The organism is Leptospira mayottensis 200901116, from assembly GCF_000306675.2.
In the GTDB taxonomy this organism is placed as follows: domain Bacteria; phylum Spirochaetota; class Leptospiria; order Leptospirales; family Leptospiraceae; genus Leptospira; species Leptospira mayottensis.
The window spans coordinates 1325001-1340000 of the sequence record NZ_CP024871.1 but is presented as its reverse complement, the minus strand read 5'-3'; the positions used below and the strand labels follow the sequence as shown (position 1 = coordinate 1340000).

Sequence of the window (15000 nt, the reverse complement as noted above, 5' to 3'; positions counted from 1 at the left end):
AACTCTTCCCAAAGAGATCGGAAAGCTTAAGAATTTACAAGAATTGGATTTGTCTCACAACCAACTCCAAGCTCTTCCGGAAGATATCGGACAACTTCAGAATTTACGAGAATTGAATTTGTATAACAACAAACTCCAATCTCTTCCCAAAGAGATTGGACAACTTAAGAATTTACGAACATTGCATTTGTATAACAACCAACTCAAAACTCTTCCGGAAGATATCGGAAAGCTTCAGAATTTACAAGAATTGTATTTGTCTGACAACAAACTCGAAGCTCTTCCGGAAGATATCGGTAATCTTAAGAATTTACGAACATTGCATTTGTATAACAACCAACTCAAAACTCTTCCGGAAGAAATCGGAAAGCTTCAGAATTTACAAGAATTGTATTTGTCTGACAACAAACTCGAAGCTCTTCCGGAAGATATCGGTAATCTTAAGAATTTACGAACATTGCATTTGTATAACAACCAACTCAAAACTCTTCCGGAAGAAATCGGAAAGCTTCAGAATTTACAAGAATTGTATTTGTCTGACAACAAACTCGAAGCTCTTCCGGAAGATATCGGTAATCTTAAGAATTTACAAATACTGGATTTGTCTCGCAACAAACTCAAAACTCTTCCGGAAGAAATCGGAAAGCTTCAGAATTTACAAGAATTGTATTTGTCTGACAACAAACTCGAAGCTCTTCCGGAAGATATCGGTAATCTTAAGAATTTACAAATACTGGATTTGTCTCGCAACAAACTCGAAGCTCTTCCCAAAGAAATTGGAAAGCTTCGGAATTTACCAAAATTAGATTTGTCTCACAACCAACTCGAAACTCTTCCGGAAGAAATCGGACAACTTCAGAATTTACAAATATTGGATTTACGGTACAACCAACTCGAAACTCTTCCGGAAGAAATCGGACAACTTCAGAATTTACGAGAATTGCATTTGTATAACAACAAACTCAAAGCTCTTCCCAAAGAGATTGGAAAGCTTAAGAATTTACGAACATTGAATTTGTCTACCAACAAACTCGAAGCTCTTCCGGAAGAAATTGGAAATCTTAAGAATTTACGAACATTAAATTTACAGTACAACCCACTCAAAACTCTTCCGGAAGAAATTGGAAAGCTTCAGAATTTACCAGAATTGGATTTGTCTCACAACAAACTCGAAGCTCTTCCCAAAGAAATCGGACAACTTCAGAATTTACCAAAATTGGATTTGTCTCACAACCAACTCCAAGCTCTTCCCAAAGAAATTGGACAACTTCAGAATTTACGAGAATTGCATTTGTATAACAACCAACTCGAAACTCTTCCGGAAGAAATTGGAAAGCTTCAGAATTTACAAATATTGGATTTGTCTCACAACAAACTCGAAGCTCTTCCCAAAGAAATCGGACAACTTCAGAATTTACAAATATTGGATTTACGGTACAACCAACTCGAAGCTCTTCCCAAAGAAATTGGAAAGCTTCAGAATTTACAAGAATTGAATTTGCGGTACAACAAACTCGAAGCTCTTCCCAAAGAAATTGGAAAGCTTAAGAATTTACAAAAATTAAATTTACAGTACAACCAACTCAAAACTCTTCCCAAAGAGATTGGAAAGCTTAAGAATTTACAAAAATTAAATTTACAGTACAACCAACTCAAAACTCTTCCCAAAGATATCGGAAAGCTTAAGAATTTACGAGAATTGGATTTGCGTAACAACCAACTTAAAACTCTTCCCAAAGAGATTGGAAAGCTTCAGAATTTACAAGAATTGAATTTGCGGTACAACAAACTCGAAACTCTTCCCAAAGAGATTGGAAAGCTTCAGAATTTACAAGAATTGAATTTGTCTCACAACCAACTCCAAGCTCTTCCCAAAGAGATCGGAAAGCTTCGAAATTTAAAAATATTATATTTGTCCCACAACCAACTCCAAGCTCTTCCCAAAGAGATCGAAAAGCTCGTAAATTTACGAAAATTGTATTTATCTGGCAACCAACTCCAAGCTCTTCCCAAAGAGATCGGAAAGCTTCAGAATTTACAAGGATTGGATTTGGGTAACAACCCACTCAAAACTCTTCCCAAAGATATCGGAAAGCTTAAAAGTTTACAAACACTGTGTTTAGATAACAAGCAACTCGAATCTCTTCCCATAGAGATCGGAAAGCTGGGAGAGTTATGCATCTACTGAACAACAGTTTCATGTTTAAAGAAAGAAAAAATCAAAAATTGAAGGTCGAGATGTGAACCTTATTTCTTTCGATTAGAAGTAGTCTTTGAGGTAAAATATTCCAAGCGACCGAATTGGAAAAACTCTAAAACGGAACCTTTTTATTTATCATATAAACTTAATATACAATTCAAACCGGAAAAATTTAAACATGAATATTGATTCAAAACTTTCTTATGCACGAAAAATCGGCATCGTACTACTTGCGTCTTTTTGTTTTTTCTCTCCCGTTGTTGCAGAGGAGGTTGGAACTTACACCGATTTAAGGAAAGCGCTCGCAAATCCTTCAAAGGTTTTTGTTTTAGATTTAAGCTCAAACAAACTCGAAGCTCTTCCCATAGAAATCGGACAATTGCAAAAACTAAAAATCCTAAATATATCCAATAACCTTATCGATTTAAAAGATGAGGAAAAAATTCAAAAACAATTATACAAATTGTGGAATTCAAACTGATACTCTAAAACGGAACCTTGAATTTTGCAGTTTCAAAATCTATGAGAACGTTACCTTACAAATTCATCCACTTCTCTTTTTAATGTCCGGATTCGTTTCGTAGAAACGTATCAAAAGATCAACTCGCCTAACCTGCCGCTTTGATTTCGTCTTGGAGATTGGAAATGAATCCGACTCGGGTCAGAGTTTTTGTATCTTCCTGGCCTCTCATCCTCACTGCAAGAGTTCCGGACTCCATTTCTTTTTCACCCAATATCAAAAGATAATTCGCCTTTTTTAAAATAGAATCCCGGATCTTAGCTCCGATTTTTTCGTTTCGAGTATCCATTTCGACGCGGAAACCGGCATCGACTAACTCGCGATAAACGTCTTTTGCATATTCGGTCACCTTTTCGGTAATCGTCAAAATCCTTATCTGGTTCGGTGAAATCCAGAGAGGGAATTTTCCTTCGTAGTGTTCGATTAGAATTCCGATAAATCGCTCCAAGGATCCGTAGATCGCTCGGTGAATCATAACCGGTCTTTTTTTCTGACCATTGTTGTCCGTATAATCCAGATCGAAACGCTCGGGCATAGAAAAATCCACCTGAATCGTTCCACATTGCCAAAGTCTTCCGATCGAATCCTTAATATTGAATTCTATCTTCGGTCCGTAGAACGCCCCTTCTCCTTCTTTGATTCCGTAAGGAATCCCTTTTTTCTCAAGAGATTGTTTTAAGGTATTTGTTGCAAACTCCCAGTCTTCATCTCGCCCTTGTGATTTTTCGGGACGGGTCGCGATGAACGTTTTGAATTCGGAAAATCCAAATTTCTTATATACGGTAAACGTAAAGTCGATGATGTCCATCACCTCGGGTTCCAGATGATCCAAAGGCGCGTAGATATGGGAATCATCTTGTGTAAACGCTCTGACTCGGAAAAGTCCATGAAGAACTCCATGCAACTCATGACGATGAACACTTCCAAACTCCGCAAAACGTAAAGGAAGTTCACGGTAAGAATGCAAATGATGTTTGTAGATCAGGGAACATCCCGGACAATTCATCGGTTTGAGTGCGTAGTCTTCTTCGTCTATATCCGTAAAATACATGTTTTCGTGAAAGTTATCCCAGTGACCGGATTTTTTCCAAAGCTCGGCCGAAAGAACCGCTGGAGTTTTGATTTCCTGATATCCTCGTTTGTTACATTCCGCTCTAAGATAATCGGCGAGAGAGTTCCAGAGAATCGTTCCCTTCGGATGCCAGAAAGGAAACCCGGGGCCTTCCTTTTGAAAGGAAAACAAATCCATTTCCTTCCCGATCTTTCTGTGATCTCTTTTCTTCGCTTCTTCGATCTGAAAAAGATACTGATCCAATTCTTTTTTGGTAGGGAACGCGATTCCGTAGATACGAGTGAGCATCGCGTTGTTTTTATCTGCTTTCCAATACGCGCCCGAGATCGCGGTTAGTTTAAAAGATTTTAATACTCCGGAATTCGGAACGTGAGGTCCGCGGCAAAGATCAAACCATTCTCCCATTCCATAAATGGAAACTTCCTCACCCGGAATTCCGTCTATGATTTCGATCTTATATTTTTCTCCAAGTTTTTGAAACGTTTCAATCGCTTCTTTTTTTGATACGACCTTTCTCCAAACCGTGCAGTCCGCTTTTACGATCTTTTCCATCTCTGCTTCGATTTTAGGAAAGTCTTCCGGTGTAATTACGGTTCCTCCGAAATCAATGTCGTAATAAAAAAATCCGGGGCCGTTTTCGATCACTGGACCCACCGTGAGATTTGCATTTTTATATAAATTCTGAACCGCCATTCCGAGTAAATGCGCCGCGGAATGTTGAAAGGTTTCCCAACCGCTCTTTTCGGAGTATGTCAATACTTCTATGCTTGCATCGGCCTCTACCGTTCGGGACAAGTCTATAATTTCAGTGTCGTTCAGACGTACGGCGAGAGCCTTGTTTTTCAAAAAGGGTAATTCTTTTTCGATGAAGTCTCGATAAGTGGAGCCTAATGCAACTTTTTTTACTGATTTGTCCGGCAGTGTCAGCTGATACATATTCACGACTTATCCTAAGATTCTATTTTTTCCTGTTAGAACGAATTCGGTTATGCACTCTAAAGCATTGCACCGATTGATCGCAAAACCAAAGATCGGTCGATTCTCGAAAACGACTCATCAAATTCGGATTCTATTTCAGGAGTGAAATTGGTTTTCCCTTTCCATTCGCAAAAATCGAACGGATTTTTCAATCGATTTGTATTGGCCAGAGAAAAACCTGCGACGACTCAAATCACACCCATTCCTCTTTTTGTCCGCTTTTTACCCTTCGTTTAGTGTTGACTCTAGTCACCATCTTATCATCTTTGCAGAAGATGAAAGCATTCTTGGTTCTCGACAACGGCATGATCTTAGAAGGAGAATCCTTCGGCTATGAAAACGAATCTGTCGGAGAAGTTGTTTTCAATACTTCCATGGCGGGTTATCAAGAAATCCTAACGGATCCTTCTTATTGCAACCAGATTATAACTCTCACCTATCCGATGATTGGGAATTATGGAATTCATCCGGACAACATGGAATCTTCCAAGATCCAAGCGAGTGGTCTGATCGTAAAAGAATACGTCGACCGGCCATCCAACTTTATGTCCGAGAAAACCCTTTCCCAGTTTTTGAAGGAATATAAAATTCCCGCCATCCAAGGTATCGACACAAGAAAACTGACTCGTTACATTCGAACAAACGGTTCCCCGAACGGTGGAATTTTCGTGGCTCAAGAATACTCTCCTAAATTTTTGGAGAAAGTAAAATCCTTTCCGGGAATCACGGGCGCCGATCTTGCAAAGGTCGTTACTACATCCACGAAATATATTTTCGGAACCCATACTGGTAAAAAATTCAAACTCGCAGTGTACGATTACGGAGTAAAAACAAACATTCTTCGTTTATTGGACGCAAGCGGATTTGCGGTTACCGTTTATCCCGCTCTAACTCCGGCCGAAGAAATTATGAAAGAAGGAACGGACGCATTCTTCCTTTCCAATGGTCCCGGCGATCCGGCTCCGCTCGACTACGCGATCAACGCAACTCGGAAGATTATGGAAAATGGATATCCACTTTTTGGAATCTGTCTCGGTCATCAGATCATCGGTCTTTCCTTAGGGAAAAAAACGGAGAAGATGAAATTCGGTCATAGAGGTGGAAACCAACCGGTTAAGAATTTATTGACCGGTCAGGTGGAAATCACTTCGCAGAATCACGGTTTTGCGGTGATCGACGATCAAAAATCGGACGAACCGGTTTCGTTTGTAAATCTGAACGACGATACCGTCGAAGGAATTTTGAAATCGGGTTATCCTCTTCTGACCGTTCAGTACCATCCGGAAAGCGCTCCCGGTCCGAACGACTCAAGATATTTATTTAAGAAATTTTACAATCTTGTTGAAACCACTAAAAGAGGTAAATAGTCGATGGCAAATTTTCCACAACTTCCGGATAGAATTCTCGGCCTTCCAATTGGAAAAGATTTTTCCATAGAAGCCCTCGTCAAAGACCTTTGGAATCCGGAAACCGACGATCTCTTTCCTCCTAAAAATTTCCTCGGTATCGGTTACGGCGTAAACTTTTACGCAATCGCAAGAAAGACCGGATTACTTTAAGCAACAAAAAACATCGAGCTTGTCGGAGTTTCGACAAGCTTTGTGGAAAAAAAATCTTCTTGAGAAAATTATGATTTTCTAATAGAGAAAATTGGCTCAATTTTTCCATCGCCTATCGAGCGACCTGAAACGCGATCCATAGAGAGAGTTTCACAGAAAAACCGTAGGAACTACTACAAAGCCTTCACTTTGTGTTCTTTACCATGCAATCTCCTTTTGGCCGCATGCGTTTTTTGAAATCAAAAAATCCAAATCGTAACTTATAAGTCGAATAGAAAATTTCTCTACATCGAATATACTTTCGCTTAGTATGAATGAAATTCAAAATCGATCTGGCATGAATTACCTATTATGGGAACGGGAAAATAATGAACGGCATCCTTGCTTCCGTCGAGGAAGTTCATCATAGCTCCGTAAAGATCGGTCCGTTTAAAACGGAGGAAAGAGGACAATATTATACGAATTCAATCGGCCTCATCAAAAATTCCGAGGAATGAGGAAATCTGCGTATGGGCCTCCGCGTCAACGGGACTTCAAGTCTTTAGAAATCTTTTGGACAAGGATCAGAGACAACCGGAATACACGGGTGGCGCAAGCCTTCTCTCCGCGTTTTTGATTTATGTTCCCGATCAATGGAAATTCATATTCGAAATATCTAAAATTCAAAAATATACGGGTACGTTCTCTCGAAACCGCCAAAAGATGGGCCCTTACGGTTGCAAACGAAGAACTCGCGGCAAAACTCAACCAAAACCGCCATGCAATGAAATCGATTTCCATGCTCTTGGAAAAAATCGGCGAAATCATTCTCGTCGCTCCACCCGGAGTTTATTCCGAAGAGGAAGTTCACACAATCCGGCATAAAGACGTTGTCTATCGACTGACGAAAGGCTGGGAACACTTAAAGAAAAAAGAATATACGAAAACGGAAGAATTGCTTTGCTCCGTATTCTCCGATTATGCGGAGGACGCGGAAGCCTTATTCTTAGACGCGAGATTATACTGGTTAAAAACCGGATCACCGGAAGAGGGAATAAAACGCGCCGAAACAAATCTGCAAACGGCAGCCAAAGGAGATCTCGCCGGAAGAGGAAGACTCCATAATCTCATCGGATGCGCATTAGACGAAATCGGAAAATTGGAAGAATCGATCTCCGCGTTTCGAAAAGCGGAAGATATATGTCCGCAAGAATCCATGTATACTGCCAATCTCGCCGAAATCTACTGGAAAATGGGAGATCAAAGACAGGCCGTAAAATACGCCAAAAAAGCGAAGAGCATGGGAGACCGATCGCCGATCGTGGAGACGATTTTCCAGTCGACGCAGAGTAATTCAAAAAAATCGAATTAAGAAAGTCCGCGTCCAAAAAAACGAACTTATTTAGAATTTGTCCCAAAACTTCGGTAGAAATATCGTCCTAAATTTTTCACAAAATGAAGGAGTTCCCACAGATTACGTCTCTTTGACCATTGATTAGCTTTCGAATAGACTCTATTGTTATTAAACATACGTTGGAGTTCCTACATTCTGAGGTTTTGGGACAAAGTTCTTATATCTTTTGTTGCGGGTTTTTGTGAGAAACTCCGAAAGAAATTCTGTTTCAATCTCTATTGTTAAGTCCTTGAACGCAATCGGTTCGCAGATCCATTCGGTTTTTTTAATGTTCCGAATGATGTTTTACAGGAACGAAAGAAACCGTAAAATCGGAAAATTTCGTTTTTACGACCAGATCCTTTTTCTTCTTTTCCAATTTCTGAATATCCAAGGAAACCCTGTGTTGTTTTACAAGAAGATGTCTTCGATCCCGTTTGGGGAGTTTATCCTCTTCGAATAATTTCTTATATTTAAGAAGGAACTCGTTATCGATTTCCAGTCTTTTCGTATATTCCTCGTAGGGATCGGTTACGTCTTTGATCGTTTCGTCAACCTTATCGACCAATTCGAGATTTCTAAGTTCGATCAAAAAATGATCCTGACTCGCAAAAGGAATTTTAAACTTTAAGTTTGAATTCGTACTTTTGGAAATAAAACCCTTATAGTTGTGTATGAGATCCTGGATTCTTTCCCGGGAAGTTCTGACCTTTTCGGATTCTACCTTGATATTCAAAGAATGAGCGTAAAGTCTTCTTTCAACATTCGAATGATCCGTGTTTGACGACGGACTTGCCGCGAGCGAACCGCTGCAAAACAGGATAAGAACAAAAATTGAACGAATGAATATTATCGGCATTGTTAGATAGGATAAGAAAATTTTAAGTTTCGTCAATCGCGCTTTCAAAGTTTTGTTTCGGAAAGATTCGAACGAATCGTATTTTTCGAATCCGGTCAAAACGATCCTCATTCGTCGTCGATTTTAGAGACGTATTGTATTTCTCTTATCGGATTTTCAAAAGAATAAAAAAAGCCCGAGAATTTATCCTCGGGTTTTTATGTCTTCGTTCCCGATTCTTCGTTTAACAAAAATCGGGAACGACTGTGATTTGCATCCGATCGAATTCTTACGCTTGAAACGCCTCCAGAACAAGTTGATCCTGTTCCTGTAAGTGCAGCTTCATATGACCCGCAGCAGGGCTCGGAGACTCGTGTCTTCCTGCATACGTAAGTCTTATGTTTGCGGGAATCATATCTTCGATTCTTTCCCGAACAAAGAACCACGCTCCTTGGTTCTTTGGCTCCTCCTGACACCAAACGAACTGTTTTGCGCTTTTGAAGGTTTTGAGAACATTTTCAATTTCTTTCTCAGGGAACGGATAAATCTGTTCCACACGAACGAGTGCCACATTCTTGACCTTATTCTCATCGCGGTATTTCATCAAATCATAATATACTTTACCTGCGGAGAAGATCACCTTCTCGATTTTGTCAGATTTGGAACCACTATCGTCCACAAGAATCTCTCTAAACGCGCCTTGAAGAATGTCCTCCACAGGAGAAAGAGAAGCAGGAAAACGGAGCAAACTTTTCGGGGTTACGATTACGAGAGGCTTACGATAATTTCTAAGCATCTGTCTTCTTAAAAGATGAAAATACTGAGCCGCCGTCGTAAGATTGCAAACCTGCATATTGTTGAGAGCACAGAGTTGTAAAAATCTTTCAAGCCTAGCGGAAGAATGTTCCGGTCCCTGGCCTTCGTATCCGTGAGGAAGAAGCATTGTAAGTCCGGAAAGTCGCTGCCACTTCACTTCCGAGCTGGAAATGAACTGATCAAAAATCACCTGAGCACTGTTTGCAAAGTCTCCGAACTGAGCTTCCCATATCACGAGTGCGTTCGGATCCGAAAGAGAGTATCCGTATTCAAAACCCAAAACCGAAAATTCGGAAAGGGAAGAATTGATGATTTCCGCCTTAGCCTGCTTCGGCGAGATATGATTGAGAGGAATATATTTCTCGTTCGTATTCGTGTCTACTAAAACCGCGTGACGGTGAGAGAACGTTCCTCTCTGAGAATCCTGACCGGAAAGACGGATTCTAAACCCGCTTTCCAAGATCGATCCAAACGAAAGCGCTTCTGCAAATCCCCAATCTACGGGAATTTTTCCTTCCGCCATTTCCTTTCTATTTTGGAGAAGTTTTACTAGTTTCGAATTTGGAGTAAAACCTTGAGGAACGCTAGTCAACGCCAGAACGATCCCATGCATCTGTTCTTTGAGAAGTTTTGTCGCGGGTTCCGAATCCAAAGACATCTTGGAAAACTTCGACCAAACACCCTGCATGGTATCGACACGTATTTTAACGTCTTGCTCTTTGGCTCTTTGGAAAGAATCTTCCAACCCGTGCATCGACCCGTTTTTGATAAAGTCGATGTCTTCCTGTTGGATATCGCCTTCTTCCACGAGTCTTTCCTCGTAGAGTTTCACCGTAGGAGGATGATTTTTAATCGTAGCATACATTTTAGGCTGCGTAAAAGCAGGCTCGTCGGTTTCATTGTGACCGAGTCTTCTGTAACAAACTAAATCGATGATAAAATCCTTTTTGAATTTTTGACGGTATTCCATCCCGAGTTTAACAACTCGATAAACCGCTTCCGGATCGTCTCCGTTTACGTGAATGATTGGGATTTGAAATCCTTTTGCAAGATCAGTTGCATACAACGTGGATCTGGATTCGTCCGGAAGAGTGGTGAATCCGATTTGGTTGTTGACCACGATGTGAAAGGTTCCGCCCGTAGTATAACCTTCGAGATTCATCAGATTGAGAGTTTCCGCTACCACACCCTGACCCGCAAACGCCGCGTCCCCGTGGATCAAAATCGGCATGTATTTCGCGCGATCCTTATCTCCGATAAGTTCCTGACGAGCGCGAACAGATCCTGTTACGACAGGACCCACACATTCCAAGTGACTCGGATTGAACATGAGGGAAAGTTTCACTTCTTTTCCCGCGGTCGTCATTCTGCTGTTGGAATATCCGAGGTGATACTTAACGTCCGCATAACTTAGGTTATCCCTGTCCGTCTTTTCCTCGAACTCAGCAAAGATGAGTGACGCGGGTTTTTCGATGATGTTCACGAGAACATTCAGTCGTCCTCTGTGTGCCATTCCAATCACAAGTCCGTCCATCTTATGATAACCTGCTTCCTCCACGATCGTATCAAGAAGAGGAATAAAGGATTCTCCACCTTCGAGAGAAAATCTTTTTTTGCCTACGTATTTTTTCGCAAGAAAGGTTTCGAAGTAGTCCGCTTGGAATAATTTTTCGAATAATCTGAGTTTAATGCTCTTAGGTAAAGGAGCTAAGAATTCCGGAGACTCCATCCTTTTTTGAAGCCATTCTCTTTCCACGTCGTCGACTAAGTAGAAGTGTTCCGCTCCGATAGTATTGCAGTAAACTTTCTCATAAAGATCCACAATCTCGGCAAGTTTTACTCTTCCGAGAGTATCGCTGTCCACGACCGTTTCCAGATCTGCGGGAGAAATACTATGCAGTTTGGAATCGATGAATGTACGGTTCGGTTTTTGAATTCCGAGAGGATCGAGTTTCGCCGCAAGATGTCCTTGTCTTCTGTATGCGTTGAGAAGGTTGATGATCCCCATCTCTCGGATAGAACCAGCCTGGGCATCCGTAAAAGAAGTCGCCACTGCGGACTTTCCGTTCGTATATCCGCTTCCGTTTGCAAGACCGTTGGTATCCACTTCTTGAAAGAAGGATTTCCATTCCTTATCCACTGTTTCGGGATTGAGTTTGTATTGATTATAAAGTTCTTCGAGGAGAACGCCGTTCTCTCCATAAAGCGCCATGAGTTTTTCGATCTTCATTGTTGAAACCTACCTAATGCGATTCACGCGTGAATCGCCCACTTATCCACCGCCATTGCCGCTTCTTTGATCACTTCCGCCAAAGTCGGATGCGCATGGAAACTCCTCGCTATATCTTCCGCGGAAGCCCCAAATTCCATCGCAACCGCAAGCTCGGCGACCATATCCGAAGCCCTTGGCCCGAATATAAAAGCCCCTAAAAGTTTATCCGTTTTTTTATCTGCTAATATTTTGACTTGCCCTTCGGCTTCGTTCATCGCTTTTGCGCGCGCGTTTGGTCGAAAGAGCGATTTTCCGGTTTTATATTCGATTCCAACCGCTTTCAATTCTTCCTCGCCTTTTCCCACCCAAGCCATTTCTGGCCAAGTATATATGACGTAAGGAACCGCATTGTAATTGACATGTCCGGATTGTCCCGCTAGAAGTTCGGCCAGAGCCACTCCTTCTTCTTCCGCTTTGTGCGCAAGCATCGGTCCGTCAATGGCATCCCCGATTGCATAAATTCCCGGAACGGATGTTTGAAAATGTCCATCCACTTGGATTCGTTTACGAGATGTTAATACGACTCCCGTTTCCTCCAAGCCCACTCCTTCTAGAAAAGGCCTTCTCCCAACGGCAACAAGAACCACGTCCGCTTCTAGTTCTTTGGACTGCCCCTTAGAATTCTCAATTTGAACCTTGACTCCGCTCTTTGTCGTAGTCGCGCCCTTGACCTTGTGTTCAAATAAGAACTCCATTCCTTGGCCGGTAAGAGAACGTTCTAAAAGTGCGCCCATCTGACGATCCACGTTGGAAATGAGTCCGGGTAAAAATTCCACGACAGTAACCGCGGTCCCAAGCCTTGCCCAAACCGATCCGAGTTCAAGTCCGATCACACCTGCGCCGATGATGATCATCTTTTTAGGAAGTTTACGGAGTTCGATCGCGTGATCGGAAGTGATTATGTTTTTTCCATCCACGGCCAAACCGGGAATGTCGATCGGAACCGATCCGGTTGCGACTACGATATGTTTTGCGTTGATTACTTCTTTGTTTCCGCCGCTCGATGCGACTTCCACTTTACCCGCAGATAAGACCTTTCCGAAACCCTCGTAACGTTTGATCTTATTTTTGCCGATCAGAAAGTCGACTCCGTCGGTGACTTCCTTTACGATCTGATCCTTTCGGTTCATGAGTTTGCCGAGATCGACTTCAACTTTTCCGACGGTGATCCCGTGAACGTCAAGCTTGTGTAAGGCTTTGTGGTATTCTTCGGATGAGTCCAGAAGTGCTTTGGAGGGAATACAACCCACATTGAGACAGGTGCCTCCGAGAGTTTTTCTTTTTTCAATGATTGCGGTTTTAAAACCGAGTTGAGCGGCCCGGATGGCGCAAACGTAGCCCCCCGGTCCTGCACCGATCACGACTACGTCAAATTCTGCTGACATGCTTCCTCTTCCATTAAAGTTCGAGTAAAAGTCGGGCCGGATCTTCGATCGCTTCTTTGACCTTTACGAGGAATGTAACCGCTTCTTTTCCGTCTACGATTCTGTGGTCGTAGGAAAGTGCGAGATACATCATCGGACGGATCACGATTTGATCGTTTACCACCACTGCACGCTTTACTATATTATGAAGTCCTAAAATTCCACTCTGAGGAGGGTTTAAGATCGGAGTGGACATCATGGAACCGTAGATTCCCCCGTTGGAAATCGTAAACGTTCCACCCTCCATCTCCGAAAGTTCGATTTTTCCATCCTTAACTCGGTTGGCAAGTCTTACGATCTCTTGCTCCACTCCTGCAAAGCTCAAAAGATCTGCGTCTCTTACGATCGGAACCACAAGTCCTTTAGGTCCTCCGACAGCCACCCCAACATCATAAAAGTTCTTATATACGATGTCGTTTCCCCGAATTTCCGCGTTGATCGCGGGAATCATTTTGAGTGCGTGGATGGCAGCTTTCGTAAAGAAACTCATAAATCCGAGACCTACGTTATGCGCCTCTTTAAAGCGATCCTTATAACGATTTCTAAGTTCCATTACGGCACTCATATCCACTTCGTTGAATGTGGTTAAGATGGCGGCATTGTGTTGCGCCGATACGAGTCTCTCCGCAATCACTTTGCGTAAACGAGTCATCGGAACCGCATTTTCTCTCGGAAGATCCGTTCTTCTTGCGGTCGGAACCGCCTTCGGAATTTCGGGAGATGTTACTGGCTTTGCGGCGGCGGGTGCAGGAGCGGAAGTTTTGGATTCGATCGCCTTTAATACGTCTTCTTTTGTGATTTGTCCGTTCTTACCGGAACCGGAAATCGCAGAAGCATTCAAACCGTTGTCGTCGATCAATTTACGAACCGCAGGTGGAAGAGTTTCGTTGAGTCTATCATTTCCTGAGGTTTGATTCGTTTGTGTTGTGATTGCAGGAGAAGAAGAGGAAGGTGCGGAAACTGTGGAGTCGATTAGGCCGATGATCTCCTTCACTTTCACTGTATCTCCGACCTTCTTATGAATTTTCTGAAGAACACCGGAAGAAGGCGCCGGAACTTCCATAGTGGCCTTATCGGTTTCCAGTTCTAACAAAATCTCATCTTGTTTTACCGCGTCTCCTTCTTTCTTAACCCAATTCGCAATCGTAGCTTCCGTGATGGATTCCCCCATTTCGGGGACCTTAATTTCTACAGACATGAATGATTCCTTTCGAGAGGCTTAAGATGCAAAAAAGCGTAAGTCTCGGTTTCAATCCTTCTAAATGAAAAAATTCTGTAAACGAAATTCTCTAAAACACAATTATTCCGTCCTAGGTTTGAACTTTCGATCCATTTTACCCAATTCCTCATCGCTAATCTGATATTCTTTTTGTAAGAATTCTCTAAAATCCACAGACTTGTGATGATCCCTTTCCCCATCACACTGGCGATTCCCCATCACCGCCTTGGTCACTCCGGCTACGGTGATCGGTTTGAGTGTCAGATTCTGAGTTACGGGACATACTCCCGGTTTTGGAGAAAGTCCATTGTAAGCACAAGTGCCTCCGCCTTGTACCTCTTCGGGTATAATGTCTTCGCCGAAGGTTGGATAATTCTGACCTCCGTAGAAACGATTGTACATTCTTCCCCAAATCGGAACCGCAAGCACAGAAGCTGCTTGTCCTCTTCCCAAAGAAATCGAACTTTTATCGAATCCCAACCAAATAACAGTCGTATAATTCGGATCGAATCCACAGTACCATGCGTTGGTAAAAGAAGAAGTCGAGCCGGTTTTTCCAGCGGCGATTCCTCTGTAATTTCCTTTCTCTGGATCTCTTAACCCCATCGCAGCGGTTCCAGCCATCGCCACATTGGTTAGCATTTTTTTCAGAATGTAAGCGGTTCCTTCGGAGATCACTTGGATACTTCCGTCTTTAGCCTGTCTCTGCAGTTCTTCCTGAACCTTGGTT

Annotated in this window: 11 protein-coding genes and 1 pseudogene (2 of these 12 running past the window's edge); 6 read left to right on the top strand and 6 right to left on the bottom strand. The window is 42.3% G+C overall.

Translation table 11 applies throughout. The annotated features are described in order from the left end of the window. On the top strand, positions 1-2188 hold the 3' portion of the coding sequence (locus tag LEP1GSC190_RS05930) for a leucine-rich repeat domain-containing protein (protein ID WP_117344674.1). It extends 173 nt beyond the left edge of the window; the window shows 2188 of its 2361 coding nt (coding positions 174-2361); its start codon lies off the left edge, out of view; it ends in the stop codon at positions 2186-2188. Between the two features lie 190 nt (positions 2189-2378). Then, positions 2379-2681 carry a leucine-rich repeat domain-containing protein gene (locus LEP1GSC190_RS05925; RefSeq protein WP_002760697.1) on the top strand — a complete coding sequence of 101 codons (303 nt, stop codon included), beginning with the start codon at positions 2379-2381 and terminating at the stop codon, positions 2679-2681. A 127-nt stretch (positions 2682-2808) separates the two neighbouring features. On the opposite strand, the gene thrS is transcribed toward LEP1GSC190_RS05925, so the two are convergent. Further along, positions 2809-4728, bottom strand: coding sequence for a threonine--tRNA ligase (thrS, locus tag LEP1GSC190_RS05920; protein ID WP_002760609.1), 1920 nt, complete (start codon positions 4726-4728; stop codon positions 2809-2811). Positions 4729-5045: 317 nt separating this feature from the next. On the opposite strand from thrS, the gene carA reads away from it, so the two are divergent. The 4 genes and pseudogenes from carA to LEP1GSC190_RS05905 all read left to right on the top strand — a co-directional run. Next, positions 5046-6137, top strand: a complete 1092-nt coding sequence (gene carA, locus LEP1GSC190_RS05915) for a glutamine-hydrolyzing carbamoyl-phosphate synthase small subunit (RefSeq protein ID WP_036048006.1) — start codon at positions 5046-5048, stop codon at positions 6135-6137. A gap of 3 nt (positions 6138-6140) precedes the next feature. Further along, positions 6141-6329, top strand: coding sequence for a hypothetical protein (locus tag LEP1GSC190_RS05910; protein WP_002760691.1), 189 nt, complete (start codon positions 6141-6143; stop codon positions 6327-6329). A gap of 368 nt (positions 6330-6697) precedes the next feature. Then, the gene (locus LEP1GSC190_RS20995; protein WP_002760770.1) at positions 6698-6826 is read left to right on the top strand and encodes a hypothetical protein; all 129 of its coding nucleotides are present in this window, start codon (positions 6698-6700) and stop codon (positions 6824-6826) included. A 1-nt stretch (position 6827) separates the two neighbouring features. Then, positions 6828-7680, top strand: a pseudogene (locus LEP1GSC190_RS05905) (tetratricopeptide repeat protein); the annotation flags it as partial. Positions 7681-7987: 307 nt separating this feature from the next. Here LEP1GSC190_RS05905 and LEP1GSC190_RS05895 read toward each other — a convergent pair. The 5 genes from LEP1GSC190_RS05895 to LEP1GSC190_RS05875 all read right to left on the bottom strand — a co-directional run. Next, on the bottom strand, positions 7988-8560 hold the full coding sequence (locus LEP1GSC190_RS05895; RefSeq protein WP_036034978.1) for a DUF4349 domain-containing protein: 573 nt from the start codon (positions 8558-8560) through the stop codon (positions 7988-7990). Positions 8561-8828: 268 nt separating this feature from the next. After that, a complete protein-coding gene (locus tag LEP1GSC190_RS05890; RefSeq protein ID WP_002760672.1) occupies positions 8829-11585 on the bottom strand; it encodes a 2-oxoglutarate dehydrogenase E1 component in 2757 nt (918 codons plus the stop codon). Positions 11586-11608: 23 nt separating this feature from the next. Then, positions 11609-13012 (bottom strand): dihydrolipoyl dehydrogenase, encoded by a 1404-nt coding sequence (lpdA, locus tag LEP1GSC190_RS05885; protein WP_004280057.1) that lies wholly within the window; start codon positions 13010-13012, stop codon positions 11609-11611. A 13-nt stretch (positions 13013-13025) separates the two neighbouring features. After that, positions 13026-14249, bottom strand: a complete 1224-nt coding sequence (gene odhB / locus LEP1GSC190_RS05880; protein WP_004280514.1) for a 2-oxoglutarate dehydrogenase complex dihydrolipoyllysine-residue succinyltransferase — start codon at positions 14247-14249, stop codon at positions 13026-13028. 102 nt (positions 14250-14351) lie between these two features. After that, positions 14352-15000, bottom strand: the final stretch of a protein-coding gene (locus tag LEP1GSC190_RS05875; RefSeq protein WP_002760612.1) for a penicillin-binding protein 1A. It continues 1790 nt past the right edge of the window; the window shows 649 of its 2439 coding nt (coding positions 1791-2439); its start codon lies off the right edge, out of view; its stop codon occupies positions 14352-14354.